General features: G+C 50.2%; 6 protein-coding genes. All 6 read left to right on the top strand.

What is annotated here, in order from left to right:
- Window positions 1-137: 137 nt before the first annotated feature.
- The 6 genes from ACKFKF_RS14365 (at window position 138) to fusA (ending at window position 6,422) form a co-directional block, all read left to right on the top strand.
- Window positions 138-2,018, top strand: a complete 1,881-nt coding sequence (locus tag ACKFKF_RS14365) for a phosphodiester glycosidase family protein (RefSeq protein WP_446868313.1) — start codon at window positions 138-140, stop codon at window positions 2,016-2,018.
- Window positions 2,019-2,170: 152 nt separating this feature from the next.
- A complete protein-coding gene (locus ACKFKF_RS14360; protein WP_446860800.1) occupies window positions 2,171-2,590 on the top strand; it encodes a cupin domain-containing protein in 420 nt (139 codons plus the stop codon).
- 97 nt (window positions 2,591-2,687) lie between these two features.
- Window positions 2,688-3,080: a HesB/IscA family protein gene (locus ACKFKF_RS14355; RefSeq protein WP_446860801.1), complete on the top strand. Its 393-nt coding sequence runs from the start codon at window positions 2,688-2,690 to the stop codon at window positions 3,078-3,080.
- A gap of 126 nt (window positions 3,081-3,206) precedes the next feature.
- Window positions 3,207-3,593: a 30S ribosomal protein S12 gene (rpsL, locus tag ACKFKF_RS14350; RefSeq protein WP_446860802.1), complete on the top strand. Its 387-nt coding sequence runs from the start codon at window positions 3,207-3,209 to the stop codon at window positions 3,591-3,593.
- 196 nt (window positions 3,594-3,789) lie between these two features.
- Entirely contained in the window at window positions 3,790-4,260 is a 471-nt protein-coding gene (rpsG, locus tag ACKFKF_RS14345) for a 30S ribosomal protein S7 (RefSeq protein ID WP_446860803.1), read from the top strand.
- 71 nt (window positions 4,261-4,331) lie between these two features.
- The gene (gene fusA, locus ACKFKF_RS14340; RefSeq protein ID WP_446868312.1) at window positions 4,332-6,422 is read left to right on the top strand and encodes an elongation factor G; all 2,091 of its coding nucleotides are present in this window, start codon (window positions 4,332-4,334) and stop codon (window positions 6,420-6,422) included.
- Window positions 6,423-6,428: the final 6 nt, after the last annotated feature.

Below are 6,428 nucleotides of genomic sequence, written 5' to 3'. Positions count from 1 at the left end.
AAGGTGGAAAATATTGCTTTTCGGCTTAGACCTCTTATTCCCGATAAAGTCTACTTTTTAGAACGCGCAGAACGGTAAGGAAGCCTGTGGTTAGGACTAAAACTTGTTGTCATTGTCAAGATCATCGTCAAAATGAGATGCGCTCTCTTGGAGTTACCCGCAAGGGGTCGTTTCAGCGTACAAGACTCTTTCACTCAGTATCGGTAGTCTGGCTAACGATCGCGCTTTTCCTCACCGCTCAAAAGCCCGGAACTGCTGACTCTTCGAGCAAACCGCTCAATTTTATGCCTCCAGGACAGCACCCGCAGCTACCCGCTCCCCAACCGCTCAACTTTCAGCCGCCACCTCCCAAAAAGCTGGCACAGATTCCTCAACAGGGCACCCAAATCTCGCTCAACGGCCGCACCTTCAATGTTCCTTGGATTCAATGGCAGACAGGCGGGACAACTCGAATTGGGTTAAGCGATGCAACGTTGAATCAGCTATTTGGAGCGAATTTGTTGAGTACGTCGGATGTCTTGAGGCAGCCGATCGAGTGGTTCCCCACGGCTCAAGGGTCAATCCTTTCGACTCGCCTGATCGCGCCGCTTCGCTACCTGGATATCACTACTCTAGCGCAGCAGTATGGGTGGCAAATCCAGGCATCGGGTCAGAGTTTACGCATCAATACGCCCGTTGCCAAGTTGGTGGGAATTCGTCAGGGACAACAGCCGTTTGGCGATCGTATTGTGATTGATCTCGATCGTCCCGTTCCCTGGCAGGTCGATCAGCAAAGTCAAGAATTTATCCTGACCTTGGATGCCCAAACTGATCCCGCGTTCGTTCAAGCGTTCAAGCCCAAGGTGACAACTCAGGTCAAGTCGCTCAAAGTGGAGGCGGGGTCAAATCAAACAACGATTCGCTTAGGGATTCCGATTACGCAGCGATCGCAAATTTCGACCTTATCGAGTCCCAGTCGGATTGTGATTGACCTGCGATCGGACTACTTGCCCAATCTAAATATTCTCTGGTCAAGCGGACTGCGCTGGCGACAGCAAACCTTAACCGTGGGATCGTCGCGATTCCCTGTCATCTGGCTTGAAGTCAATCCACGTCAGCCAGGCATGAAAATCCGCCCCATTCTCCCCAATCCAACTGTTGTAGGAACTGCACCCCTGATCCAGACGGCTCGACAGTCTCAAGCGAGCGCTGCCATTAATGGAGGCTTCTTTAATCGTAATAACCAGCTACCGCTTGGTGCAATTCGTCTTGATGGGCAGTGGTTATCTGGGCCGATTCTCAATCGTGGCGTTTTTGCCTGGAATGAGACGGGTGAAACAAGGTTCGATCGCCTGACCCTTCAGGAAACGATCGTCGCTTCCAATCAGCGCATCCCCCTGGCCACGCTCAACAGTGCTTATCCCCAAGCTGGAATTTCTCGCTATACAGCGGTTTGGGGTGCCAGCTACACCACGCTGGGTGACAACGAAATCTTGATCACGGTTCAAAACAATCAGGTCACGAATCAACAGCCTGGAGGCAAGGCAGGGAGTGCTTTTGCAATTCCGACGAATGGCTATCTGCTGGTGGCTCGATCGAGTGCAAATGCGGCGGCTTTGTTAACGATCGGCACGTCGCTCCAGCTAGAAAATATCTCCCTCCCTTCTGACCTCAGTTCTTATCAAAATATTGTGGGAGCGGGGCCGTTGCTGATTCAAAATCGTCAAATTGTACTGGACGGTAGACTTGAGAAATTTAGCGAGGCGTTCATTCAAGAAACCGCTGCCCGAAGCGCGATCGGACAGACTTCAGACGGCACCCTGCTCATCGTTTCGGTTCACAATCGAGTCGGCGGCAGAGGCGCAACCTTAAGTGAAACTGCTCAGATGATGTCTCAATTAGGAGCCGTAAATGCACTGAATCTGGATGGAGGAAGTTCGACCACGCTTTACTTAGGAGGTCAAATCCTCGATCGTCCCCCTCGCTCATCAGCCCGTGTCCATAACGCTATCGGCGTTTTTCTTCCTGCAACTCCCTAGAAAAACTCCGTGAAGAATTTGTAAACTTCTTCTAAATGGTTCGATTCGCGGTGGTATCCCTTAAAAGCGTTTGTTAGTCTGATTGGTTGGCAAAGGTTCTGGATTTCTAACGACAGTTAAACAAACTAAATTCAGTGTAAAGGAGAGGAACGGTGGCTCAACCTCAAGAGATTATGCAGACTCCCACGCTCACATTATCGACATCGACAACTCCTCTCAAAGGAGCCGCAGCCACAGAACTTCGTCCTTGGGGTTCTTTTACGATCCTGGAAGAAGGACGCGGCTACAAAATCAAGCGCATTGAGGTAAAGCCAGGTCATCGCCTGAGCCTGCAAATGCATCATCACCGCAGCGAACATTGGATCGTTGTTTCAGGAACGGCAAGAGTCACCTGTGGCGAAGCAGACTTGACCCTCAGCAGCAATCAATCAACCTATGTTCCTCAATGCACCGCGCATCGTCTAGAAAATCCTGGGGTGATTCCCCTGATTCTCATCGAAGTTCAAAACGGCGAATACTTGGGCGAAGATGATATTGTGCGTTTTCAAGACGATTACTCGCGCGCTCAGTAGAGGTCTCAAAGCAATCTTCAAGATATTAGTTTCAAGACATTGATTCCAAGACGATAAATAAAACGGGGCTATCAGAACGGGTCGCCTCGTTTATTTTTTGTCGAAAAGTCTTCTCCGTCACGGTACGATCGCCCCTACAGTTTCGTTAGCGATTCGTATGATTCATCTCAGTCAATCCGCCGCCGATGAGGTGATGCGACTTAAGTCACGTCAAAAAAGTCCGCAGGTTTACTTTCGAGTGGGTGTGGCGGCGATCGGATGCTCTGGTTTGTCCTACATCACAAAATTTGAGGAAGTCGCGCAGGTCGATGACCAGATTTATGATTGTCAAGGAATTCGAGTGGCGATCGACCCACAGAGCCTTCCCTATGTCAATGGTTTAACGCTAGACTATTCAGAGGATCTAATGGGAGGAAGTTTCCGCTTTCATAATCCCAATGCGTCCCAACACTGCGGCTGCGGAACGTCTTTCTCTGTTGTAGAACGGTGAGATCTCCTGAACTGTAGACCGATCATCTGTGGTCATTCATAAAATGTGTTTGACAGTGACGCAGACAGATTGGTATGCTCAATATTTGTTGAAAGTTGGAACAGTCAAAGCTGCCTACGCCAAAAAATGCCCACAATCCAGCAACTCATTCGTACTGAGCGCAACAGAGCGCAAAAGAAAACTAAATCTCCGGCGCTCAAGAGTTGCCCTCAGCGTCGTGGTGTCTGTACGCGGGTCTACACGACGACCCCCAAAAAGCCTAACTCCGCCTTGCGTAAAGTGGCGCGGGTTCGCTTGACCTCTGGTTTTGAAGTCACAGCTTACATTCCCGGTATTGGTCACAACCTCCAAGAACACTCTGTTGTGATGATTCGTGGCGGACGGGTGAAAGATTTACCCGGTGTTCGCTACCATATTATCCGTGGCACCCTCGACACCGCAGGCGTTAAAGACCGCAAGCAAGGTCGTTCCAAATACGGTGCCAAACGTCCCAAGGCAGCCGCAGGTAAGTAGCCTGAGAACCTCATTTTTTGAGCCTCTCGCTCCCTCCTCCAGCTAGCCAAACCTGCTGGTTGAAATAGTTAAAAACAGCTTTGAAGGAAGATGAATCTTTCTCAGAGCCGTTTGTGCGCTGTAGTTCCTGCCGTATGTTCAGCTCAAAAAGTTGAATTTTCACAAGCAATCCTGATTTCTTTCTAAAAGGCTTACTATGTCCCGTCGCGTTGTCATTAAAAAGCGTCCCGTTCCGCCAGATCCGGTTTACAACTCTCGTCTCGTCAGCATGACGATGCGAAGAATTATGAAGAGTGGCAAAAAGTCATTGGCTTCCCGCATCATCTACGATGCCTTTGAAACCATCAAAGAGCGGACAGGCACAGAACCTCTCGAAGTGTTTGAACGGGCTGTTCGCAACGCAACGCCTCTGGTGGAAGTCAAAGCCCGTCGAGTCGGGGGTGCTACCTACCAGGTGCCGATGGAAGTCCGCCCCGATCGCGGTATTGCTCTTGCCCTACGCTGGTTGATTCAGTTTTCTCGTCAACGCCCTGGTCGCACAATGGCAGCCAGACTAGCGAGTGAACTGATGGATGCTGCTAACGAAACTGGCAACGCGATCCGCAAACGGGAAGAAACCCACCGGATGGCCGAAGCCAACAAAGCTTTCGCCCACTATCGTTACTAGAAAGTTAAAATACTTAATAGAAGCAGTAGTGTATTTTATCGACTCATGCGGCAGAGACTAAGGAGGTAGCTGTGGCTCGTACAACCCCGCTCGAACGAGTACGCAATATCGGAATTGCAGCCCACATTGATGCGGGCAAAACAACGACGACTGAGCGGATTTTGTTTTACTCAGGGGTCGTTCACAAAATTGGTGAAGTCCATGAAGGGACTGCCACTACGGACTGGATGGAGCAAGAGCGTGAGCGTGGAATTACCATCACGGCAGCCGCCATCAGTACCAGTTGGAAAGATCACCAGATCAACATCATTGATACCCCTGGGCACGTTGACTTCACGATCGAAGTCGAGCGCTCTATGCGAGTACTAGATGGAGTAATTGCGGTGTTCTGCTCGGTGGGTGGTGTGCAGCCTCAGTCTGAAACCGTGTGGAAGCAAGCCAATCGTTACAACGTTCCCCGCATTGTGTTCGTGAACAAAATGGATCGGACAGGTGCAAACTTCTACAAGGTCTACGAACAGGTGCGCGATCGCCTTCGGGCCAATGCAGTGCCAATTCAAATCCCCATTGGTGCAGAAGACAAGTTGAGAGGCATTGTGGATCTGGTGCGGATGCGCGCTTACATCTACAACAACGACTTGGGAACCGATATTGAGGAAACTGATATTCCTGACGATGTTCTAGAACTGGCACAGGAGTACCGTACCAAACTGATCGAATCTGTTGCTGAGACCAGCGATGCTTTGATGGAGAAATACTTCGCAGGTGAAGATCTGACCGAAGCTGAAATCAAAGCAGCACTGCGAAAAGGGACAATTCAAGGCGTAAACGGCGAATTTTTGGTGCCGATGCTCTGTGGGTCTGCCTTCAAGAACAAAGGCGTTCAACTAATGCTGGATGCAGTGCTGGATTATCTGCCTGCTCCGATCGATGTTCCTCCGATTCAAGGTCTGCTTGCTGATGGCACAACCGTTGAGCGCAAAGCAGATGACAGCGCGCCCATGTCGGCTTTGGCATTCAAGGTGATGGCGGACAAGTTTGTGGGTCGCTTGACCTTTGTTCGCGTCTATTCTGGCGTTTTGAAGAAGGGTAGCTACGTCATGAACTCTTCTAAAGGCAAAAAAGAGCGCGTGTCTCGGTTGATTATTTTGAAAGCCGACGATCGCACTGATGTAGACGAACTTCGGGCTGGAGATCTGGGGGCGATTCCAGGACTTTCGGATACTCTGACTGGAGATACCCTCTGTGACGAAAACGCACAGGTGATTCTGGAGTCGCTGTTTATCCCCGAACCCGTCATCTCGGTCGCGGTTGAACCCAAAACCAAGCAGGACATGGAAAAGCTTTCTAAAGCGCTCAAAGCTTTGTCTGAAGAAGATCCAACCTTCCGGGTTAACATTGACCAGGAAACTAATCAGACGATCATCGCTGGGATGGGTGAGCTTCACCTCGAGATTCTGGTTGATCGGATGCTCCGCGAATTCAAAGTGGAGGCAAACGTGGGTGCGCCGCAAGTGGCTTATCGCGAAACCATCCGCAAGGCCGTGAAATCTGAAGGAAAGTTCATTCGCCAAAGTGGTGGTAAAGGTCAGTATGGTCACGTTGTGATCACTGTCGAACCGGGTGAACCGGGCACTGGCTTTGAATTCATTTCCAAAATCGTGGGTGGCACCGTTCCTAAAGAGTACGTCGGCCCAGCCGAGCAGGGCATGAAGGAAGCCTGTGAATCTGGTATTCTCGCTGGATATCCGCTCATCGATGTGAAGGCCACATTAATTGATGGGTCTTACCACGAAGTTGACTCCAATGAAATGGCATTTAAGATCGCAGGCTCAATGGCGATCAAGGATGGAGTCATGAAAGCTTCACCTGTCCTTCTAGAACCTGTCATGAAGGTCGAAGTTGAAGCTCCTGAAGATTTCCTGGGCACCGTTATGGGCAACCTGATTTCTCGCCGAGGTCAGATTGAAGCTCAGGGCGTTGAACGGGGAATTGCCAAGGTCTCAACCAAAGTTCCATTGGCGGAGATGTTTGGCTATGCCACCGACATCCGGTCTATGACGCAAGGACGAGGTACGTTTACAATGGAGTTTAGCCATTACGAAGAAGTGCCTCGTAACGTGGCTGAAGCCATCATCGCAAAGAACAAAGGGAACGCATAATTCAGT

The sequence above is a fragment of the Phormidesmis sp. 146-12 genome (genome assembly GCF_052939495.1).
The sequence above is the reverse complement of the archived record's forward strand: the minus strand, read 5'-3'. Positions and strand labels throughout refer to the sequence as shown.

Coding starts and splice junctions, on each gene's coding strand:
- rpsL (WP_446860802.1), top strand. CDS start 3,207: ATGCCCACAATCCAGCAACTCATTCGTACTGAGCGCAACAGAGCGCAA.
- ACKFKF_RS14365 (WP_446868313.1), top strand. CDS start 138: ATGCGCTCTCTTGGAGTTACCCGCAAGGGGTCGTTTCAGCGTACAAGA.
- rpsG (WP_446860803.1), top strand. CDS start 3,790: ATGTCCCGTCGCGTTGTCATTAAAAAGCGTCCCGTTCCGCCAGATCCG.